Annotated in this window: 18 protein-coding genes and 2 pseudogenes; 13 read left to right on the top strand and 7 right to left on the bottom strand. The window is 29.5% G+C overall.

Features of this window, described 5'->3' with window-relative positions:
• The first annotated feature begins 63 nt into the window (after positions 1–63).
• The gene (locus AJ885_RS02405) at positions 64–2,904 is read left to right on the top strand and encodes an FtsK/SpoIIIE family DNA translocase (RefSeq protein WP_044780499.1); all 2,841 of its coding nucleotides are present in this window, start codon (positions 64–66) and stop codon (positions 2,902–2,904) included.
• 85 nt (positions 2,905–2,989) lie between these two features.
• Here the strand turns inward: AJ885_RS02405 and rpsO are convergent, their stop codons facing one another.
• Complete coding sequence (gene rpsO / locus AJ885_RS02400; protein ID WP_002852579.1) at positions 2,990–3,262, bottom strand: 30S ribosomal protein S15; 273 nt, start codon at positions 3,260–3,262, stop codon at positions 2,990–2,992.
• Positions 3,263–3,436: 174 nt separating this feature from the next.
• Here rpsO and AJ885_RS02395 point away from each other — a divergent pair, with 174 nt between their 5' ends.
• Genes AJ885_RS02395 through AJ885_RS02375 form a run of 5 tightly spaced genes read left to right on the top strand, consistent with a single transcriptional unit; the run spans position 3,437 to position 7,918 of the window.
• Complete coding sequence (locus AJ885_RS02395; protein WP_002861509.1) at positions 3,437–3,847, top strand: Rrf2 family transcriptional regulator; 411 nt, start codon at positions 3,437–3,439, stop codon at positions 3,845–3,847.
• The gene (gene flhA / locus AJ885_RS02390) at positions 3,834–6,008 is read left to right on the top strand and encodes a flagellar biosynthesis protein FlhA (protein WP_002852599.1); all 2,175 of its coding nucleotides are present in this window, start codon (positions 3,834–3,836) and stop codon (positions 6,006–6,008) included. The genes AJ885_RS02395 and flhA overlap by 14 nt, the downstream gene beginning before the upstream one ends.
• Before the next feature lie 8 nt (positions 6,009–6,016).
• A complete protein-coding gene (locus AJ885_RS02385) occupies positions 6,017–7,063 on the top strand; it encodes a DHH family phosphoesterase (protein WP_070210076.1) in 1,047 nt (348 codons plus the stop codon).
• Positions 7,047–7,289: a hypothetical protein gene (locus AJ885_RS02380; RefSeq protein ID WP_002852415.1), complete on the top strand. Its 243-nt coding sequence runs from the start codon at positions 7,047–7,049 to the stop codon at positions 7,287–7,289. Before AJ885_RS02385 ends, AJ885_RS02380 begins: the two co-directional genes overlap by 17 nt.
• On the top strand, positions 7,286–7,918 hold the full coding sequence (locus tag AJ885_RS02375; protein WP_070210077.1) for a hypothetical protein: 633 nt from the start codon (positions 7,286–7,288) through the stop codon (positions 7,916–7,918). The genes AJ885_RS02380 and AJ885_RS02375 overlap by 4 nt, the downstream gene beginning before the upstream one ends.
• On the opposite strand, the gene AJ885_RS10420 is transcribed toward AJ885_RS02375, so the two are convergent.
• Positions 7,906–8,046, bottom strand: a complete 141-nt coding sequence (locus tag AJ885_RS10420; RefSeq protein ID WP_002861506.1) for a hypothetical protein — start codon at positions 8,044–8,046, stop codon at positions 7,906–7,908. The genes AJ885_RS02375 and AJ885_RS10420 overlap by 13 nt on opposite strands.
• Positions 8,047–8,247: 201 nt before the next feature.
• On the opposite strand from AJ885_RS10420, the gene AJ885_RS02365 reads away from it, so the two are divergent.
• Complete coding sequence (locus AJ885_RS02365) at positions 8,248–9,234, top strand: c-type cytochrome (protein ID WP_044779283.1); 987 nt, start codon at positions 8,248–8,250, stop codon at positions 9,232–9,234.
• A gap of 34 nt (positions 9,235–9,268) precedes the next feature.
• On the opposite strand, the gene AJ885_RS02360 is transcribed toward AJ885_RS02365, so the two are convergent.
• From AJ885_RS02360 to dsbI, 3 genes and pseudogenes are all read right to left on the bottom strand, one after another.
• Positions 9,269–9,910, bottom strand: a complete 642-nt coding sequence (locus AJ885_RS02360; protein WP_070280687.1) for a thiol:disulfide interchange protein DsbA/DsbL — start codon at positions 9,908–9,910, stop codon at positions 9,269–9,271.
• Positions 9,911–9,997: 87 nt separating this feature from the next.
• Positions 9,998–10,547: pseudogene (locus tag AJ885_RS10085) on the bottom strand (aryl-sulfate sulfotransferase); the annotation flags it as partial.
• Between the two features lie 160 nt (positions 10,548–10,707).
• A complete protein-coding gene (dsbI, locus tag AJ885_RS02355; protein ID WP_070280685.1) occupies positions 10,708–11,499 on the bottom strand; it encodes a protein-disulfide oxidoreductase DsbI in 792 nt (263 codons plus the stop codon).
• A 560-nt stretch (positions 11,500–12,059) separates the two neighbouring features.
• Here dsbI and AJ885_RS02350 point away from each other — a divergent pair.
• The 6 genes and pseudogenes from AJ885_RS02350 (at position 12,060) to AJ885_RS02325 (ending at position 18,495) form a co-directional block, all read left to right on the top strand.
• Positions 12,060–13,124 carry a tyrosine-type recombinase/integrase gene (locus tag AJ885_RS02350; protein ID WP_002860519.1) on the top strand — a complete coding sequence of 355 codons (1,065 nt, stop codon included), beginning with the start codon at positions 12,060–12,062 and terminating at the stop codon, positions 13,122–13,124.
• On the top strand, positions 13,114–14,898 hold the full coding sequence (locus AJ885_RS02345) for a bifunctional chorismate-binding protein/class IV aminotransferase (RefSeq protein ID WP_070210079.1): 1,785 nt from the start codon (positions 13,114–13,116) through the stop codon (positions 14,896–14,898). Before AJ885_RS02350 ends, AJ885_RS02345 begins: the two co-directional genes overlap by 11 nt.
• A complete protein-coding gene (locus AJ885_RS02340) occupies positions 14,895–15,461 on the top strand; it encodes an anthranilate synthase component II (RefSeq protein WP_070280683.1) in 567 nt (188 codons plus the stop codon). Before AJ885_RS02345 ends, AJ885_RS02340 begins: the two co-directional genes overlap by 4 nt.
• Positions 15,462–15,587: 126 nt before the next feature.
• Positions 15,588–16,016 (top strand): annotated as a pseudogene (gene fspA2 / locus AJ885_RS02335) (flagellum-secreted nonflagellar protein FspA2).
• 65 nt (positions 16,017–16,081) lie between these two features.
• A complete protein-coding gene (gene murA, locus AJ885_RS02330) occupies positions 16,082–17,338 on the top strand; it encodes a UDP-N-acetylglucosamine 1-carboxyvinyltransferase (protein WP_070280681.1) in 1,257 nt (418 codons plus the stop codon).
• A complete protein-coding gene (locus tag AJ885_RS02325; protein ID WP_070210082.1) occupies positions 17,335–18,495 on the top strand; it encodes a molybdopterin molybdotransferase MoeA in 1,161 nt (386 codons plus the stop codon). The genes murA and AJ885_RS02325 overlap by 4 nt, the downstream gene beginning before the upstream one ends.
• Before the next feature lie 21 nt (positions 18,496–18,516).
• Here the strand turns inward: AJ885_RS02325 and lepB are convergent, their stop codons facing one another.
• Positions 18,517–19,365: a signal peptidase I gene (lepB, locus tag AJ885_RS02320; RefSeq protein WP_070210083.1), complete on the bottom strand. Its 849-nt coding sequence runs from the start codon at positions 19,363–19,365 to the stop codon at positions 18,517–18,519.
• Between the two features lie 9 nt (positions 19,366–19,374).
• Positions 19,375–20,223, bottom strand: a complete 849-nt coding sequence (gene folD / locus AJ885_RS02315) for a bifunctional methylenetetrahydrofolate dehydrogenase/methenyltetrahydrofolate cyclohydrolase FolD (protein WP_070210084.1) — start codon at positions 20,221–20,223, stop codon at positions 19,375–19,377.
• Positions 20,224–20,297: the final 74 nt, after the last annotated feature.

Raw genomic sequence — 20,297 nt, 5'->3', positions numbered from 1 at the left:
AATATTAAAAAAGAAGCCATTTTTACCAGCTCTACACTTGTTATTTTTTATATTTGTCTTTGTATGCTAGCACCTAGCATGGGAGAATGGGTTTACAAGGCTAATTTATTTTTATTTGGAGAATTTGGGTATTATTATCCATTTTTTTTACTTGTGTTAAATTATCTTTACTATAGAAAAAATTATAAAATAGAAAATTTTAAGCGTAGAGAGCTTTTTGGTTTTTCTTTGGCCTTTTTTTCTACTTTGCTTTTATTTTCTGTCTTTTATAGAGAGTTTGGGTATATTTTAGAAATTGTATATGGATTTTTTTCTATAATCTTAGGACATACAGGGAGTGGAATTTTTGCTCTTTTACTTTTGCTATTTTCTTTGATCTTATTGTTTCCGAAATTTGCAAAAGAAATTTTAAAAATAGAATTAGATTTTACTTTTTTATTAAAAGTAGAGCAAGCTTTTAAATCTTTACTTATGCGTGTATTTGGCGGAGAAAATGAGAAAGAAGATGTAGGTAAATCAGAACCTATGGCTCCAAAATTAAATATTTTGCAAGATAGTATTTATGAGAATTTGCAAATAAATAAAAAAGAAAAAACCAATAACTTAGAACAGATAATCAAAGATTGCAATATCAATGCAAGTAAAAATTCAATTACCACAGCTAAGGAAAACTTTGAAAAACTAAAAAATCAAATTTTAGATGAAACCATAGAGATTGATACACAAAGCTTAAAAGAATCAAGAAGTTTTGTTTATGAGCATTCTCAACAAGTGCGAAATTTCGCACAAAAGGCTAGCAAAATGAGCATTAGCCTTGATGAAGATTTTAATTTTATTTCAGAAGAAGGGGTAGATATGATTCCTGAACGTTTTTTAAAACCTAAAAAACTTGAAGATATAAAGCAAATAGATACAAATAAAAATTTAGATGAGCCAAGTTATAAGCGTAAAAATATTGAAATTCCAGTTTCTAAACAGGAAGTTAAACCAAAAATTTTCACAAAAGAGCTTGAACTTAGAGAGAATTTGATAAAAAAAGAAAAACTAGAACAAGAATACAAAGCCTATCAAAATGAAATTTTAGAAAATAAAGTAAAACAAGAAATTAAAAAATTAGAAGAATATGATGCGATAAATTCAAGCGATATTATAGAAGGGAATAAATACAGTTTTAATAACTCAAAGACAATCAAAACAGAAACAGAAGAATCAAACAAAATAAATGAAAATAAAAATCCAGATAAAGCAGACAATATCTTCGAATTTACTCCTATTGTAGAAGAGTTAAATCATCCTTATATAGAACCTACTCCTATAAAAAATATAAATGAAATAGTTATAGAAGAAAAAAATACACTCGATTTTATCCAAAATACAGAAATTAAAATCGATAATGAAAAAACAAATGATCAAGAAATTAAACTTCAAAAAGCAGTTTTAGCCAAAGAAATTGCTATTAACCAAGCTTTATTGCGTGAAATAGAGCAGGGTGAGATAGAAAAACCAAAAGATTTCACCTTGCCACCATTAGATTTTTTAGCTAATCCAAAAGAGCATAGACAAGAAATCAATGAAAGTGAAATAGATAAAAAAATTTATAATCTTCTTGAAAAGTTGCGTCGTTTTAAAATAGGTGGCGATGTTATAAGCACTTATGTTGGTCCTGTTGTAACTACTTTTGAATTTCGTCCTAGCGCAGATGTAAAAGTAAGTCGTATTTTAAATTTACAAGATGATTTAACTATGGCTTTAATGGCAAAATCAATCCGTATTCAAGCTCCAATACCAGGAAAAGATGTTGTAGGCATAGAAGTCCCAAATGATGAAATTCAAACTATTTACCTAAGAGAAATTTTACAAAGCGAAGTTTTTAAAAATGCTAAAAGTCCTTTAACTATAGCTTTGGGCAAAGATATAGTAGGCAATGCTTTTGTAACCGATCTTAAAAAACTTCCGCATTTACTCATCGCAGGAACTACAGGTAGCGGTAAAAGTGTGGGGATAAATTCTATGCTTTTAAGTCTTTTATATCGTAACTCTCCTAAAACCTTGCGTTTGATGATGATAGATCCTAAGATGCTTGAATTTAGCATTTATAATGATATTCCTCATCTTTTAACTCCTGTTATCACAGATCCAAAAAAAGCGGTCAATGCGCTTTCAAATATGGTGGCTGAAATGGAAAGACGCTATCGTTTAATGGCAGATGCAAAAACCAAAAATATAGAAAATTACAATGAAAAAATGAAAGAATTAGGTAGCGAAGAGCTCCCTTTTATTGTAGTAATTATTGATGAACTTGCTGATTTAATGATGACTGCGGGTAAAGATGTAGAATTTTATATAGGAAGACTTGCACAAATGGCAAGAGCAAGTGGAATTCACTTGATTGTAGCTACACAACGACCTTCTGTTGATGTTGTAACAGGGCTGATCAAAGCGAATTTGCCAAGTAGAATTTCTTATAAAGTAGGGCAAAAAGTTGACTCTAAAGTTATTTTAGATGCTATGGGTGCTGAGAGTTTACTTGGAAGAGGGGATTGTTTATTTACTCCTCCTGGAACAAGCTCTATAGTGCGTTTGCATGCGCCTTTTGCAAGCGAATTTGAAATAGAAAAAATCGTGGATTTTCTAAAGGATCAACAAAGCGTAGAATATGATGAAAGCTTTTTAAAAGATCAGCAAAGCGTGGGTGTTACAACAAATGAAAGCTTTGATGGGGAAGTAGATGAGCTTTATGAAGAAGCCAAAAGAGTGATCTTAGAAGATGGAAAAACAAGCATTTCTTATTTGCAACGCCGTTTAAAAATCGGCTATAACCGCTCTGCAAATATTATTGAACAACTTACGCAAAACGGGATTTTAAGCGAACCTGATGCCAAAGGACAAAGGGAAATCTTGTAAGATTTTTCTTGTATTTTTGATATATAAAACTGATTACAAAAGAAGAAATTTAAAAAGAAAAAGCCCCGTAAAAAGGGCTTAAAAATTATTTATCTCTAAGATTTAATTCAGTAATTAACTTACTATAAGAATTATAATCTTTTCTTTTAAGATAAGATAAAAGTCTTTTTCTTTGACCTACAAGTTTTAGAAGTCCTAGTCTTGATGAAAAGTCTTTTTTGTAGATTTTTAAATGTTCTGTAAGTTCTGCAATTCTTGCAGTTAAAAGAGCTACTTGAACTTCTGTTGAACCAGTATCACCTGGTTTTTTAGCGAATTTCGCAACTATTTCTGCTTTTTTGGCCGAATCCAAAGCCATGATAGACCTCCTGATTGGTAAAATAATAAAATTAAAGAACTGTAATTTTATCTTAAAAAGCAAAAAATAAACTGAATTTATCCTTTTTAGAAGGTTTTGTCAAAATTTAAGTCTTTTTCTAAGAATTATTTATTATAATTACAGCTATTTCTATAGTTATAATAAGGAGAATCTGTGCTATTTACCAAAGCTAGCGAATACGCTTTACTTTCTTTAATTTATATTTCTCAAAAAGAAACACCTCAAGATGTAGATTCTTTAGCTTTAGAGCTTGATATTCCCAAAAGTTTTTTAGCTAAAATTTTACAAACTTTAGCTAAAGATGGTTTGTTAAAATCCTTTAAAGGGGCAAAAGGTGGTTTTGCATTAATCAAAGAACCAAATCAATATACTATAAAAGAAATTGTTAATAGTGCTGAAAAAAAGGATATCAGTGTATTTGAATGCAGTGGTGGTACTTGTCCAAATAATAAAGAAAAAAATTGCACCTTAATGCCTATGTTAGTAAATTTACAAAATAAAGTAGATGAATTTTTAGATTCTATTACTTTAGAAGATATTATGAAAAATAATGGCAAAAAATAAAATAGTCGATTTAGTTTTTCCTTTTTTGGGGCCTTTAATTGCTCCTGTTTTAAAAGCTAAAAGCTTAACTATTGTTGGTTTTTTAGTTTGCATTTTAGCTATTATCATAGTTCCTTTACCAAGTCCTATTTTGGACTTTTTCTTAGCTTTAAGTATAGCTTTATCAGTATTAATTATTTTAATTTCTATTTATATACCTAAACCGACAGATTTAACAACTTTTCCAACTTTAATCTTGATTATTACTTTATTTAGACTTTCTTTAAATATAGCTACTACAAGGATGATTTTAAGCGAAGGGCAAAACGGCCCTGAAGCTGTGAGTGAGATTATAGCAGCATTTGGAGAATTTGTTGTTGGTGGAAATATGGTCATTGGTGTGATTGTATTTTGTATCTTAGTATTGATTAATTTCATGGTTGTAACAAAAGGTAGTACAAGGGTTTCTGAAGTACAAGCAAGATTTACACTTGATGCAATGCCGGGTAAACAAATGGCTATTGACGCGGATTTAAATGCAGGACTTATCGATGAACAAACCGCTAGAGCAAGACGTCAAGAAGTTATTGCTGAAGCAAACTTCTATGGTGCAATGGATGGTTCTTCTAAATTTATCAAAGGAGATGCTGTTGCAGGAATTATCATAACTATTATAAATATCATAGGTGGTTTTTTAATAGGATCTTTTCAGCACGATATGGCTTTAAGCGATGCTGCATCTACTTATACTATTTTAACCATAGGCGATGGACTTGTATCGCAAATTCCAGGGCTTATTACTTCTACTGCAACCGCTATAATTATCACTCGTGCAAGCAAAGATGAGGAAAATTTTGCAGAAGGAACTTTAACTCAACTTTTAAGTGAATATCGCACACTTTTAATAGTAGGTTTTGTACTTTTTATCTTTGCGTTAGTACCTGGTTTGCCAACTTTATCCTTGGGCTTTATGGCTTTAGTTTTTTTAAGTCTTGGCTATCTTACCAAGCAGGTTAAGGAAGGTAAAATTGATATAACCACAGTTAAAAAAAGCAAACCAAGTGCCGCAGCTGCATCTCAAAGTGGAGCAGGTGGGACAACGGCAGCACCTGCTAAGAAAAGCGAAGAGGAAATTCTCAAAGAAGAAGAGCACAAGATTAACGACATACTCAAAGTTGAAATTTTAGAACTTGAACTTGGATACGGACTTATTAAGCTTGCTGAAAACGAACTTACAGAAAGAATTCGCTCAATGAGAAGAAGTATTGCTGAAAGTTTAGGATTTTTAATGCCAAAAATAAGAATAAGAGATAATTTAAGACTTAAACCAAATGAGTATAGTTTTAAACTCAAGGGCGTGTCTATAGCAAGTGCTGAAATTTATCCGGATAAATATTTAGCCATGGATAGTGGTTTTATCACAGAAGAGATAGAAGGGATTGCTACAAAAGAACCTGCTTTTAACTCTGATGCACTTTGGATTGATGCGAATTTAAAAGATGAAGCAACATTAAATGGCTATATAGTAATAGATCCTGCAAGTGTTATTTCAACACATATGAGCGAACTTATCAAAGCACACGCAAGCGAACTTCTTACACGCCAAGAGGTGCAAAATCTTCTTGATAAGGTTAAAAATGATTATCCAATCATTGTAGAAGGTGCTTTAGGTGTTGCACCTGTAAGTCTTATTCAAAAAATTCTCAAAGACTTGCTTAAGCATCACATACCAATTAAAGATATGCTTACTATTTTAGAATCTGTAAGCGATATAGCAGAAGTAAGCAAGAGTTTTGATATGATTATTGAACATGTAAGGGCGTCTTTAGCTAGGATGATTACAAATATGTATTTAGATGATAAAGGAAATTTGGATATTTTTATCTTAGACTCTGCTAGCTCTGCAGTTTTAATGGAAAATGTACAATTTAGAGATGGAAGTTATCACTTGCCTTTAAGTGTAGCTCAAACAGGCACTTTAGTAGATACTCTAAGGGCTGAAGTTGCCGCGGTAGCAAATGGTCGTATCAAGCCTTTTATACTTTGCGTTGAACCGCAACTTAGAAAATTCATTGCTGATATTTGTTATAATTTTAGCATTAATATAGTAGTGTTAAGTTTTGCAGAAATTGCAGAAAATACAAATTTTAATACCGAGGGTATTATTAGGATAGAACTTTAAGGAATATAATGAAAATTTATCATCTTTCGCACACAGATCTTGATGGTTATGCTTGTCAATTTGTAGTAAATTTTTATTTTAAAAATGTGAAATTTTATAATTCTAATTATGGTAAAGAAATTAATGAAAATTTTAACTCTATTATAGGCGATATAGAAAAAGATGAAAATTTCGGAAAAGCTATTATTCTAATAACAGATTTAAATTTAAATTTAAATCAATGCGAAGAATTTGAAAAAATTTGTAAAGAGAAAAATATTAAAATTTTTCTTCTTGATCATCATCAGAGTGGTGAAGAATGCGCTCAAAAATATTCTTGGTATTTACTTGATTCTAAAAGATGTGCAACTAAAATCGTTTATGATTTTTTCTCTAAAATCTGCACCCCAGTTTTAAAACTTTCAAAATTTGTTGATGTAGTTAATGCTGTTGATATTTGGCTAAGCGAGGATGAAAATTTTGAACTTGGAAAGGTTTTTTTAGGCTTGATTGCCAATGCAAAAGAAATAAATCGCGTGATGTTTAAAGAATCTCAAATCGATTATATGTTTTTCTTGCTTGATAAGGCTTGGAAATTTATAGGAAAAGAAAATGCGAATATTTTACTCGATAATGCTACTCATTTTATAAAAAAGGATTATTTTGCCAGAAAAAATGATGATACTCTTTCTAATTTAATTTCTTATTTTGTAGTTGAAAAACTAAGTGAGCTAAAAGAAAATTTCAGTATAGAATATGAAGGCCATAAAGGCATCTTAACTTCAAATATAGGCAATACTTCTGTTATTGGAAATGATTTTTTAGTAAAAAATCCTGATTATGACTTTTTTATTGATGTTAGTTCTAGAAAAACCTTAAGTTTTCGTGCAAATGGAAAAATAGATGTAAGTTTAATGGCTAAAAATTTAGTAGGTGGTGGTGGACATAAAAATGCTAGTGGTGGACTTTTTGCGACATTTAAAGATGGAGCAAATTATAATCATATTAAGGCTCAAATTATTGATTTAATTAAAAGCAAAAAACTTAAAAAGGAAAACAATGAATCAAAACAATAATAAAACCTTAAAAAATGAACTAGAAGATTTACAATATGAGCTTAGCATAGTTTTAGAAGCTATGCTTTTATACGCTGGAGTTAAAAGAGAAAAATTAGAAAATGCAATAGAAGCTTATATTGATAATATAGATAATGTGCTCGAAAATTCCAACAAAGAAGGGGTTGATGAAATTTTAGAAGTGGTGGAATTTCTAAAAAATAAATACAAAGATTTTTTTCAATGAAAAAGTGTATTTTAATTTTTTTTAGTTTATATTCTTTAAGTTTTGCTAATATTTACGAAAAATTAAATGATTTTGCTTATGAAAAAAAACCGAACAAAGATTTTAAGATTCAAGAAGTTAAATTAGTACAATTTTCACAAGAAAATAAAGATTGCCTTGAGCTTTTAATAGAAGCTGGTCAAGTTAGAATTTTAAATAGCTATAACTCTTGTCAAAAATTATCTAAAGATGAAAGTTTTCAAAAATTTCTTAATGAAGATTTTTTAAAACTTTATAAAAATAATGGATACTTGATTAATGAAAATTTACAAAATTTGAAAAATACCATGCAGGATATTATGATATATTATAAACTCCGATATTCTTTTAGTAAAGATATAAAAGATATGAGTAAAAATAAGAATTTGGATGTTTTAAATATAGATGAAAAAGATGGTGGTACTTTGCTTTATAAAATCAACAATCAAGCTTGCGTTGGAATAGAACTTACAAGACATGACTCAAGAATGGCTATGAAAATATACGGAATAGAAAATTTGGATAAAGAGTGCAAACTATTTATCCAATCGCCTTCTTTTAAAGATCTTTCTTGCACAAAAAAAGATTTTAAGTGGTATTATTTAGAATAAATAAATGCTTTAATTTTTAAATAAAAATTTTTAAAAATCGCACTTAAAGTAAAAGTATCTTGCCTTCCAAGATTTTGAAAAACGCAGTTATCTAAGTCTTTTTTTTCTTGAATGCTTAAATTTTTCATTAAACCAACCTCTAAAAATATTGCAAACTTCAATTTTATCAAAAAAACTTTATTTTTATTTTAAAGTTTTAATTATAAGGCAAATAAATATTGTTTTAAGAATTTGAAGTTTTTTATTGAAATATTATTAACTTTTATTGACTTTTTTGAAGCAAAGTTATATACTGAATTCGAATTAGACAAATTTAAGGAGGAAAAATGATGAATAAATTTTCTATAGTTTTAACTTTGTTGTTATGTGGAAGTTGTGCTTTAGCCTTAGATCCAAATTTGGAAAAAACTAAGAGTGCAACAGGTATTGATCTACCTACTGCCAAATGGAATTTACCTAAGGCTTTAAATGAAGATGGTACCATAGATGAAACTAAAATGCCAAAAAATTCAGAATATAGCAAAATGGTTATTTTGGGAAATAAAATTCTTAATGAAACAAGCAAATATGTAGGTCCACAGGCCAAAGATCCTAAAAAAAGATTTGCGGGAAATAATCTTTCTTGTTCAAGTTGCCATGCTAATGGTGGAAGTGTACAAAATCAATCAGGTTTTGTAGGAATTTGGGCAAGATTTCCACAATATAATGCCAGAGGAGATAAAGTAATTACCTTAGCAGATAGGATCAATGGCTGTTTTGAACGCTCTATGAATGGCAAAAGAATGCCTAGTGATGCGCCTGAAATGAAAGCCATGCTAACTTATATGCAATGGTTATCTCAAGGAGTTCCAGTAGGAGCTAAGATAGAAGGGCAGGGGCTTAAGAAGATAGATTTCATCTCGAGAGCAGCTGATCCTAAAAAAGGTAAAGCAATTTATATGGATAAATGTGCCGTTTGTCATCAAGAAAATGGATTAGGGCTTAAAAATGAGGATAGCGCAGGCGCGTATTATCTTTATCCACCACTTTGGGGCAATGATAGTTATAATACAGGAGCTGGAATGTATCGTCTTATCAAAGCTGCTTCTTATATTAAAGAAAATATGCCTCAAGGTGCGCCTGACTTAAGTCTTGAAGATGCTTATGATGTAGCAGCTTACATGAATTCACAAGCCCGTCCTATTAAAGCAAATAGAGATAAAGACTTTCCAGATAGAAAGGTTAAGCCTTTGGATATGGATGTAGGACCTTATGATGATAGCTTTTCTACAACCCAACATCGCTATGGACCTTATACAAATATGATCAAAAAATAATTTTAAGGCAATTTTTATTGCCTTAAAAAATTTATTATTTCATATTACTTAATTTTTTAACTAGATCTTCTAAATCTTGCATCGAATTGATTGCACTTGGGTTAATTTGATATTTTCCATTAACAACAAAAGCAGGGGTGCCATAGGTTTTAGCTATATCATTAGCTCTTTGAAACTCGCTTAAAATTTCTTTAGCTTTTGGGGTATTTAAAAAATTTAATACTTCATTTTTATTTACATTCATAGCCTTTAAACCTATGTCGTAAAATTCATCTAAATTCGAAAAATTTCTTTGCTTGTTTAAAAAATAAGAAACAAAATAAACATCAGCAAGTTTATGAGATAAACTATCAGAATAACTCGCGTCTTTACCATTTTGCTCATCTTTGTATTGAGCAAAGGCAAAAAGATCATTCATTTCTTTGGAAAAATCTCTATTCATTAAACTTACAGGATAGAGTTTAAAATGTAAATTTGGAAAAGCTTCTCTTAGTTTTTCAAGGGTTCCAAATTTATGATGATTATAACAATGTATACATTTATAAGAAAATGCTTCTATTACACTATTTTCGGAGTTGGGTAAATTTGGATTAAGAGTAATAAAACTATTATTTGCTAACGCAAAACTTGAGCAAAATACAAGCGCTAAAACAAATTTGCAAAAAAAATTACGCATACTATATCCTTGATTAAATAAAATTTTCAGAGATAATTTTATTTAAAAAAAATAAATAAGCCCAAATTTATTTTTGGGCTTATTGTTTTATTTTTTAGGATTGAATGCTTGATCAACGCTAAAAGGCATTGCTTGATAACCCGTGCCTGAACCGCTAAATTGAATTTGAACCGAAGGCTCCTTAGCGCCCCAGTTAAATTCATCAATTTCAGGTTTTGGTTCCCCAAGAATTACGCCTTTGTAAGATCAAAAGCCATTCCAGCTGTTGCGCTATAAACCATAATAGAATCTTTGTCTGGCTCATATTGAATTAGAGAAGTTACAGGAGAAAACCATTCATTTCCACGATTTTTACCATATTCCCACAAATTTGTTCCACAGTTTTATTTTGCTGATCGATTTTATAAATTACAGCACGAGAATATTTTTGACTCGCAAATGCAGGTTGCTCAGCTTCTCTTGCATCACCATTATCAAAAAAACTTATATAGATATAACGCTTGTTTGATTTGCTATCAATTCTCCAGCCTGTATGCTGCGTCCAAGTGAAATCAAATCCACCATTTTCATTTTCATAACCTGGGCATTTGCTATAATCATCATCGCAAACAATTTTTTTGCCATTTTTATCTACAGGTTACAAATAACCATTATCCATGATAATAACAGTTAAAGGAGCAATCCATCAAAAGTGCCATGCAAAGAGTTTTGCTAAGTCTCATGATAAATCCCTTAAAATTATTTAAGCCATCCTAAAATATTTAATAATACGCAACAAAAATAATTTATTGCGTATTTTAAGAGCATCTTAAAACGACTTGATTTAAATGATTTAAACTAGCTATATTTTGATTTGGATTTTTTGATTCGCCTATAAATTTAAGCACCAAAACCAAAATAACAATCACCAATGCAAAAATTTTAACATTAGGTTTATTTTTATCTAAAACATAGGCTATAAACATTGTAAAAAGCACAATAAAGCAACATAAAAATGCTATAAGACAGGAAATTGCCATATTCATAAACTTTAAACTAGGTATCAAATACCAACCATTACTATAAAACCCATTTTCAAAATCAGGTGGAGTTCCTATAAAAAATTTTTGAAAAGTATTAAGATAATTATAAGCATTCTCTGGAACTACTGGGATATCCATCCCACATTCTCCTGCTGGCAAAAACCAACTAGGAGCCCATTCATGTAAAGGTAAATTAAATGGATAAATAGGAATTTCACGACATCCATCTACACCTGCAAAAGGATTTTCAGAATGAACCACTTCATGGATATGATTTAAAGTTATACAATGCTCCAAGCCAAGCCAAATTCCATAAAAAGCTAAGCTATAAGAAAAAATTTTTATAATATTATTTGTAGGATTGATTAGTGCAATCATACCACCTATAGCCATAACAAGCATATCGAATCTTATATATACACATTGTTCGCAAGGTTCCATAAAAAGATATTCTTGAAATAAAAAATGTGCTATACAGGTAAGTCCTATAGTAACTATGATCAAAATCAACCAAGGTTTACGTGTATCTTGCCATTTGGAAATATTAATTACAAAATTATTTCTCATTAGTCTTTTGCCTATTTCATTAGTATTAAATTTCTAAAGCAAATTTTAACCAAAAAAATATTAATCAAGAATAGGGGATTAAAAAATTGAATGCACAAGTTATCATTTTTATATATATTTTGATAATAATATAAAATAATTTAATTTTTAAATATTCTTTATAGTTTTCAAGAAAAGTAAAATATAATTTTAATTTACAAAATAAAATTATCAATTTTTTACATTATATTTTGTGGATAAGTTTATTTCACTCAAAAGGTAAAATCATAAAAGTATGTAAAAATAGTAGCTTAATCTATATCAAAGTAGAATAATCTAGGTATATATAAAAAAGTTTGAAAATTACAGTTTTCAATACAAAATTATAAATTTTACATATTTTTACCTTTTATCATATCTTTTTATGATTGATATAAGATTTATTTAATAAAAATATTTCAATCTTTTTGGCTTGCATATAAAAACAAACTTTTTCCTAAAAAAGCTTTTTTTTACTAAGTTAATACTAAAATACCTTTTCTAGTTAAAAAGCTAAAATTTTAGATTTAGGAAAAGTTTTTATGAAATACCCTTTGGATTGTGAAGAAAATTTTGAAAAATCATTCTTATTTTGGCTAGCAAAATATGTAAAATTTAAACTCAACTCGCTATCTAACAAAGAATTAAAAAATCCACAAGCTTTAGCAGAAGTTAATTTTGCTCTTACAAAAGGTGTAAAAAATATTGATGAACTTGATGCTCTAGCAAAAAAAGCAAGAAATGCTGGTTTAAGTGGAGTTAATACTTATTTTAATCCTTTAAAAAAAGTATTTGAATATTTAAATTTTTATAAGCTTTACTCTTTAAAACAGATTGATGAAGAACTCATTGTAGAAGTTTTAGCAAGTATAACAGGTGCTTTATCAGATGCAAGTAAAAAAAATTACCGTATTGCTGTGATTAATTTTTTTGATTTTTTAGACAAGCAAAACGAAGAAGATGAAAAAGCACATATTTTCGATATCAATCTTAAAAACTGGGCAGGTATAGCAGGTTCTAAAGGGGTAAAATTACCTGAATTTATGAGTGAAGAAGAGCTTAAAAAATTTCTTGATGCTATTGAAAATGCAGATTTTAAAAACAATACCATACGCAATAAACTTATTATTAAAATCATCATTTTTACAGGCATACGGGTAAGCGAAGCTATCAATATCAAAATGGGTGATATTAGCGAAGAAAACGATCTTTATATCATAAGAATAAGAGCTAAAGGCAATAAATATCGTGTTGTAATGATAAAAAAAGAACTTATTTACGATTTGCTTAAAAATGTAAGTATTAATTATATGAGCAAAGACGCCCTACTTTTTGTCAATAAAAAAGGCACTCCACTGACTCAATCTTATGTCAGTCGCATAGTAGAACAGCTTTTATTTCGTGCAGGGATTCGCAAGCAAAAAAATGGTGCTCACATGTTGCGTCATACTTTTGCCACCTTGCTTTATAAAAAGCAAAAAGATTTAGTTTTAGTTCAAGAAGCTTTAGGACATGCAAGTTTAAACACCTCAAGAATTTACACTCATTTTGATAATGATAAATTAAAACTTGCCGCACAAGTTGCAAAGGAATTAAGTGACTCTTGAAGACTACGCTGTTTTTGGTAAATATTTTTACCATGATTTAAAACACATTTTAAAAGCCTTTAATCACAAAGAAAGTAAAAAATGCTTTAAATTTATAGAAAAATATAAAAATGATTTTTATATTTTAATGCTTGCTGATTATGAGCTATATAGATATTTTCAAGATAAAAATTTCACAAGCAAAAAAGCTTATTTGTCGGTATTTGCTTTTAAAAAAAGAAAAAAATTTCAAAAAGAAGATATTGATGAAGAAAAATTTATTCCTGAATTTATAAATTTTTTAGATCAAGATAATTACAAAGAAAATTTCATCAAGGTTAAAGAGGCAATCTCCAAAGGAAGAGTTTATCAAATCAACCTCACTCAAAATTTTAAATTTCATAGCAAAATGGATTCTTTTGAACTTTTTAAACTTTTGCTTTCTAGACAAGATACTGAATTTAAAGCTTTTATAAAAGATGGAGCAAGAGAAATTTTGTCCTTCTCTCCTGAACTTTTCTTCAAGACCAAAAAAAGAAAAATATTTACAAAACCTATGAAAGGCACAATTAAGCGTGATAAAGATCCTATAAAAGATGAAGAAAATAAAATTTTCTTGCAAAATGATACAAAAAATCTAAGTGAAAATGTTATGATTTGTGATCTTTTGCGCAATGATCTTTCAAAAATCATCACAAAAAAAAGCTTAAAAACCAAACTTTTTGAAATTCAAAGTCACCCTACTTTACATCAAATGACTTCAAGTGTACAAGGAAAACTTAAAAAAAATATTTCTTTATATCAAATTTTTAAAGCTCTCTTTCCTTGCGGTTCTATTACAGGTGCTCCAAAGCTTGAAAGTATTAAATTTATTGAAGAATTAGAACAAAGAGATCGTGGTATTTACTGCGGAACCATAGGTTTAATACATAGAAATAAAAATAAATTTAGCGTAGCCATACGCACCTTAGAAAAACAAGATGAAATTTATACTTATAGTACGGGTAGTGGCTTGGTTTGGGACTCAAATTTCAAAGATGAATTTGAAGAATTAAAACTTAAAAGCGCGATCTTAAATCCTTGTGATTTTCATCTTTTTGAAACCATGTATTTTAAAAATTCTCAAATTTTATTTTTAAAAGAACATTTATTAAGGCTTATAAATTCAGCTCTTAAATTTAATTTTAATACTCACAAGCTCTTTAAAGATTTTTATAATATTTTAAATCAAAAAAGTTCTTATAAAGAATATCAAAATTTTACACTTTTTAAACTCGATGAAAAAATTTTCCACAAAAAACACTCTTTATTTTATCATTTTCCCCTACCCTTTAAAAATCCACACAAAGGAGGAATTTTAAAACTGATTTTATATAAAGACGGAAGATATGAATTCCAACAAAGCGCCTTAAAACAAAATTCAAACGATATTTTGCTTTTAAGTGATGATAAAATTAACTCAAAAAGTGACAATCTCTATCACAAAAGCTCTTTGCGTACTTTTTATAATCAACACTCATACAAATGGCATCAAAACTTGTGTTACGACATAGCTTTTTTTAACGAAAAAGATGAACTTTGTGAAGGCTCAAGAACCAATCTCATTTTAGAAAAAAACGCTCAATTTCATACTCCACAAATTCAAAGCGGTATGTTAAATGGAGTATATAGAAATTTCTTAATCAATCTTGGTTTGATAAAAGAAAAAGCATTATTTAAGCAAGATTTATTTGAAGCAGAAAATATTTATTGCATTAATTCCGTGCGTGGTTTAAAAAAGGTAAAATTACAATGAAGAAAATTTTATTTATAGATAATTATGATTCTTTTAGTTACACCATCATCTATTATCTTAAAGAACTTGGCTTTGAATGTAAAGTGATAAAAAATGATGCCTTTAAAAAAGCTAAAGAATTAGAAAAATTTGATTTTACTCATCTTATCATCTCTCCTGGCCCTCACTCTCCTAAGGAATCTAAATTAAGCCTAAAAGCAATCAAATATTTTAAAAAAAATAAAAAAATTTTAGGTATATGTTTAGGACATCAGTGTATAGCTGAAATTTTTGGCGGTAGTGTTTCTAAAATGCAAAATCCTACGCATGGTAAAATTTCTAAACTTTACTTTAAAAAAGATCCTATTTTTAAGGGTATTAAAAAAGAAATTGAAATTTGCTTATATCATTCTTTGTATATTAGTTCTATGCCTAAAAAATGCAAAATTTTAGCTCATAATTCAGAAAATATTATTATGGCAATTAAACATAAAAAATATCCTATTTATGGATTACAATTTCACCCTGAAGCGGTTTTAACACAAAAAGGCAAAAAAATACTTAAAAACTTTATGAAACTTTAGACTTTTTTGCATTTAAAATATAAATATGAAAATCTAAAATAAAATATCCTTAAAAATAATTATCATTAATATAAATTTATAAATAAAAAACCGATAACAATATAAATTAATTTAAAAAGATTTAAGATGAAAATAGATACTTTGACAAAAAATTTTAGCAATTATCAAACACAAACAAACAAAAACAATAATTAGGTAAGTAATGTTCATAGTGACAATATGGTTAAAATTCAAATTTCAGATGAAGCAAGAAGTTTAAGTCAAACAAATTTAAAAAATGAAAAAGAATATGAAATCAAAGTAAGTCAAGAAAAAATAGAAAACCACAAAGACCAAAATTCCATTCAAAGTAGCAAAGGTGGCGTAAATCCCGCATTAGAGGCTTTAATAGCAAAATTAGCTGAAATTTTAGCTAAAATTGCAGAACTTACTCAAAAAATGACAAACGCTAACGAACAAATGAAAACGACATTTCAAAAACAAATTGATGTGCTAAAATCTCAAGCAGATGTAATTCGAGCTCAAATTCAAGAACTCCAAAGCCAACAAGCTTGATTATATTTTTTCAAAAGTTTAAGAATGTTATAATGATGCATTTTTAAACTTTTTCAAGGAAAAATATGACTTATCTAGAAATCGAAGGCACAAATCATCTAAGCGGAAATGTTACAATAAGCGGGGCAAAAAATGCAGCCCTACCCTTGATTGTTTCAAGCATACTTGCCAAAAATGAAGTAAAAATCAACAATGTTCCTAATGTTGCTGATATAAAAACTCTTATATCTTTACTAGAAAATTTAGGAGCTAAGGTCAATTTTCAAAACAATAGTGCTTTATTAAACACAAACACTCTTAATCAAACTATAGCCAAATATGACATTGTGTGTAAAATGCGTGCTTCCATACTTACTCTAGGACCTTTACTTGCTCGTTTTGGACATTGTGAAGTATCTTTACCTGGAGGATGTGCTATAGGACAAAGACCTATTGACTTGCATCTTTTAGCCTTGGAAAAAATGGGGGCAAATATACAAATCAAACAAGGCTATGTCGTAGCTAGTGGAAATTTAAAAGGCAATGAAATTCTTTTTGATAAAATCACGGTTACAGGTAGCGAAAACATCATCATGGCAGCAGCTTTAGCTAAAGGTAAAACTAAACTCTTAAATGTTGCAAAAGAACCTGAAGTAGTTCAACTTTGCGAAGTTTTAAAAGACGCAGGACTTGAAATTAAAGGTATAGGTACAGATGAGCTTGAAATTTATGGTAGTGATGGGGAACTTTTAGAATTTAAAGAATTTAGCGTTATACCTGATAGAATTGAAGCAGGAACTTATCTTTGTGCAGGGGCTATTACAAATTCTAAAATTACTTTAGATAAAGTTAACGCCACTCATCTTAGTGCAGTTTTAGCAAAACTTCATCAAATGGGTTTTGAAACTTTGATTGCAGAAGATAGTATCACCCTACTTCCTGCTAAAGAAATTAAACCTGTAGAAATCATGACAAGTGAATATCCAGGCTTTCCAACCGATATGCAAGCGCAGTTTATGGCATTAGCCTTAAAAGCTAATGGAACTAGTATTATCGATGAAAGACTATTTGAAAATCGTTTCATGCATGTAAGTGAACTTTTAAGAATGGGCGCAGATATTAAACTCAATGGTCATATTGCTACTATAGTAGGTGGAAAAGAACTTAACGCTGCTGATGTCATGGCTACAGATTTGCGTGCTTCCTCAGCCCTTATCTTAGCGGCTCTTGCAGCCAAAGGCGCAAGCAAAGTCCATAGAATTTACCATCTTGATAGGGGTTATGAAAATTTGGAAGAAAAATTTAAAGGTTTAGGTGTAAAAATCACAAGGCTTGAAGAATGAAAAATATCTTTGAAACCTTAAAAGACTTAGAAGATCAAATTTCATGCTTAGATGAAAGTGAGCTTATTAGCCTTGAAAAAGCAAAAGATAGAATTTTAGCTAAAGATTTATACGCTAGAAAAAATCTACCCAGTTTTGACAATGCTGCTCTTGATGGCTATGCTTTTAATTATACTGATATCAATGAGGCTTTGGAGATTAAAGGAGCTATTTTTGCAGGAGATAAAAATTTTTATACAGTTGCTAAAAATGAATGCTATAAAATCATGACAGGGGCTAAAATGCCCAAAAATGCTGATACTATCTTAATGTTAGAAGATGAGTATATAGAAGAAAATAAACTCATCATTAAAAAAGCCCCTAAACAATACAATGCCTATCGCTATAAAGGCGAAGAATTAAAAAAAGGTGAAATTTTACTTCAAAAAGGCACCAAACTTAATGATAAACATATCGCCCTGCTTGCTTCTCAAGGACTTTATAAAATAGAAGTCATAAGAAAAATTCGCATAGGTATTTTTTCAAGTGGAAATGAGCTAAAAGAACCTTGGCAAGAATGTGATGAAGAAAGTATTTATAATGCCAATGCTTTGCCTTTACTAACCATGCTTCAAAATGCTTCTTATTTAGGTATTATCAAAGATAATTTTAAAAGCACTAAAGAGGCTTTAGAAAATACAAATTTTGATCTTTTAATCACTTCAGGGGGTGCAAGCGTTGGCGAGGCTGATTTTATGGAAAAAGCTTTAGATGAATTAGGCTTTACTCCGCTTTTTAAAGGTTTAAAAGCACGCCCTGCAAGGCCTACTAAGCTTTATCAAAAGGGTAAAAATTTCGTATTGATTTTACCAGGAAATCCTATGGCAGCTTATCTTTCTTGTTTTATTTTTGCTAAAAAAATCATTGATTTATTAAGTGGAAACCTAGATAATCCTTTAACATTTTACGCCAAAATGGGTATGGATTTAAAGCTTAAAAGTGGAAGAAATAATCTCATCTTAGGAAATTTAGAAAAAGATATTTTTACACCATTTAATGAAAACAAATTTGGCTCTGGTATGATACTTCCACTTATTAAAAGTGAGTTTTTACTTATAAGCGAAGAAAATACAAGCGAATTAAAAAAAGGTGATGAAATCACGCTTTTAAAAATATAATGTTTGTGTTTTTCACAAACATTAGCTTAATTTATCCTCATCGTCATGATCATGGATATATTGTTCATCATTGTCCAAGGTATCAACAAAACGCCCTATCCTTTCCCAGCGAACATTTTTATCTTTATCCCAAGAGAAATATACAAACCAAGGTTTACCTACTATCAAACTATAAGGAACAGAACCCCAAAAACGACTATCATAAGAATAATCGCGATTATCACCCATCATGAAATACTCATTTTCAGGTACATCAAAAACATAAGCATTTCCGCCGCTAAAACCAATATGATTTCCAAGTTCTTTAATATAAGTTGGAGACATAGCAAAATCACCTATGCTAAGAAAGCGCAAGATATCACTTTCTATATCTTTTTTTGGATCATAATGAATACCTTTTTGTTTATAAGGTTCTTTTACATAAATTTGCCCTCCAAGAGTAACAAGATCATTTGGATAATGTTCTTTCATAAAATCATCACCTTCATGCATTCTCACATAAAGTGTTTTATTTGCGTAAACCATCCTATCTCCTCCTGTACCTACACAACGCTTTACAAAGTGTTCTTTTTCATTTCTAGGGTTTCTAAAAACAACTATATCTCCTCTTTGTGGCCCTTGTGCTTTTATCAAATGTCCATTTTTATTAAAATCCGGCAAAACAGGAATTTCCAACCAAGGAATATGAGGAGTTGGGATACCATAGCTAAATTTTTTAACAAATAAAAAATCCCCCACTAATAAGGTGTTTTTCATAGAACCAGAAGGAATAACAAAAGCTTGTATAAAGAAAAAAATCACCAAAAGAACAATAACTACAGTTCCAGTCCAAGACTGCGAAAATTTATATAATCTCTTTAAAATTTCCATAGATTTTCCCTAATTAAGTCTATTTTTAGCAGATTTAACTGTGTTTTCTAAAAGCATGGCTATAGTCATAGGACCTACTCCACCTGGAACAGGAGTTATATAACTAGATTTTTTAGATACCTCTTCAAAATCTACATCTCCAACTATCTTTCCACTTTCAAGACGATTGATTCCAACATCAACAACAATCACTCCTTCTTTTACCATATCTGATCGAAGTAAATTCACACAACCTGCTGCTACTATAATCAAATCAGCCTGTCTAGTATAAAGGCTCAAATCTTTGGTTTTAATATGACAAACGCTTACTGTAGCTCCAGCGTTTAAAAGCATAGTAGCCATAGGACGACCTACTATATTTGAAGCACCTATAATAACAGCGTCTTTTCCTTCTAAATCAACTTCATAAGCCTTTAAAAGCTTCATAACTCCAAGTGGAGTACAAGGCAAAAACCCACTTTCTAAGCCTAAATTTAAATATCCTACATTAATAGGATGAAAACCATCAACATCTTTACTACTTATAATACTTTCAAGTATTAAATCTTTACAAATATGATCAGGTAAGGGAAGCTGAACCAAAATTCCATGAACACTATCATCGTGATTTAAGGTATTAATCAATGCCAAAAGTTCATTTTGTGTAGTATTTTCATTAAGATGATAAACTAAAGATTTAATTCCACATTCTTCACAGGCTTTAGCCTTAGATTTTACATAAGTTTGACTTGCAGGATTATCTCCAACTAAGATAACAGCTAAACAGCTTTCAATCCCTTTGCTTTTCAAAAATTGATTTTTTTCTTTTAATTCTTCTTTGATTTTTGCGCTTAAAGCTTTACCATCAAGTAAAGTCATTATTTTCCTTCTATAAATTTAATCACTTTTTTAAAGTAAAAATTGTATCATATTAAAACTTCATTAACAAGGTG

The organism is Campylobacter sp. BCW_6464 (genome assembly GCF_001762775.1).
Taxonomy (GTDB): Bacteria; Campylobacterota; Campylobacteria; order Campylobacterales; family Campylobacteraceae; genus Campylobacter_D; species Campylobacter_D jejuni.
Note: the sequence above shows the minus strand (reverse complement) of the source record. Positions and strands in the feature narration are given on the sequence as shown.

Coding starts and splice junctions, on each gene's coding strand:
- AJ885_RS02405 (WP_044780499.1), top strand. CDS start 64: ATGCTAGCACCTAGCATGGGAGAATGGGTTTACAAGGCTAATTTATTT.
- rpsO (WP_002852579.1), bottom strand. CDS start 3,262: ATGGCTTTGGATTCGGCCAAAAAAGCAGAAATAGTTGCGAAATTCGCT.
- flhA (WP_002852599.1), top strand. CDS start 3,834: ATGGCAAAAAATAAAATAGTCGATTTAGTTTTTCCTTTTTTGGGGCCT.
- AJ885_RS02385 (WP_070210076.1), top strand. CDS start 6,017: ATGAAAATTTATCATCTTTCGCACACAGATCTTGATGGTTATGCTTGT.
- AJ885_RS02380 (WP_002852415.1), top strand. CDS start 7,047: ATGAATCAAAACAATAATAAAACCTTAAAAAATGAACTAGAAGATTTA.
- AJ885_RS02375 (WP_070210077.1), top strand. CDS start 7,286: ATGAAAAAGTGTATTTTAATTTTTTTTAGTTTATATTCTTTAAGTTTT.
- AJ885_RS10420 (WP_002861506.1), bottom strand. CDS start 8,046: ATGAAAAATTTAAGCATTCAAGAAAAAAAAGACTTAGATAACTGCGTT.
- AJ885_RS02365 (WP_044779283.1), top strand. CDS start 8,248: ATGAATAAATTTTCTATAGTTTTAACTTTGTTGTTATGTGGAAGTTGT.
- AJ885_RS02360 (WP_070280687.1), bottom strand. CDS start 9,910: ATGCGTAATTTTTTTTGCAAATTTGTTTTAGCGCTTGTATTTTGCTCA.
- dsbI (WP_070280685.1), bottom strand. CDS start 11,499: ATGAGAAATAATTTTGTAATTAATATTTCCAAATGGCAAGATACACGT.
- AJ885_RS02350 (WP_002860519.1), top strand. CDS start 12,060: ATGAAATACCCTTTGGATTGTGAAGAAAATTTTGAAAAATCATTCTTA.
- AJ885_RS02340 (WP_070280683.1), top strand. CDS start 14,895: ATGAAGAAAATTTTATTTATAGATAATTATGATTCTTTTAGTTACACC.
- murA (WP_070280681.1), top strand. CDS start 16,082: ATGACTTATCTAGAAATCGAAGGCACAAATCATCTAAGCGGAAATGTT.
- AJ885_RS02325 (WP_070210082.1), top strand. CDS start 17,335: ATGAAAAATATCTTTGAAACCTTAAAAGACTTAGAAGATCAAATTTCA.
- lepB (WP_070210083.1), bottom strand. CDS start 19,365: ATGGAAATTTTAAAGAGATTATATAAATTTTCGCAGTCTTGGACTGGA.
- folD (WP_070210084.1), bottom strand. CDS start 20,223: ATGACTTTACTTGATGGTAAAGCTTTAAGCGCAAAAATCAAAGAAGAA.